General features: G+C 53.6%; 1 protein-coding gene. It reads left to right on the top strand.

The annotated features are described in order from the left end of the window. The coding region (locus KNP00_RS14190; RefSeq protein WP_215146315.1) for a zinc ribbon domain-containing protein at positions 1-135 on the top strand (135 nt) is incomplete at its 5' end. Between the last annotated feature and the right edge of the window lie 76 nt (positions 136-211).

The raw sequence follows: 211 nt of genomic DNA, 5'->3' as shown, positions 1-211 counted from the left end.
ACTCAAATCTGTTCCACTTGCGGCATAAAAGGCGAGAAGAAGGCGATGGATGTCCGTGAATGGACGTGTGCCTGTGGCGCGCATCATGATCGTGACATCAACGCGAGCATCAACCTATTGAGGTTGGCCGACTGACAAACCATTCAGGGCAGGGACTGCCCGACGAGCTTGGTAAACAACTGTGGCTGGTAAGAGCACGGTCTTCCCAAGA

Source organism: Exiguobacterium qingdaonense (assembly GCF_018617855.1).
GTDB classification, from domain to species: domain Bacteria; phylum Bacillota; class Bacilli; order Exiguobacteriales; family Exiguobacteriaceae; genus Exiguobacterium; species Exiguobacterium qingdaonense.
This window is presented reverse-complemented; position numbering and strand designations above follow the sequence as displayed.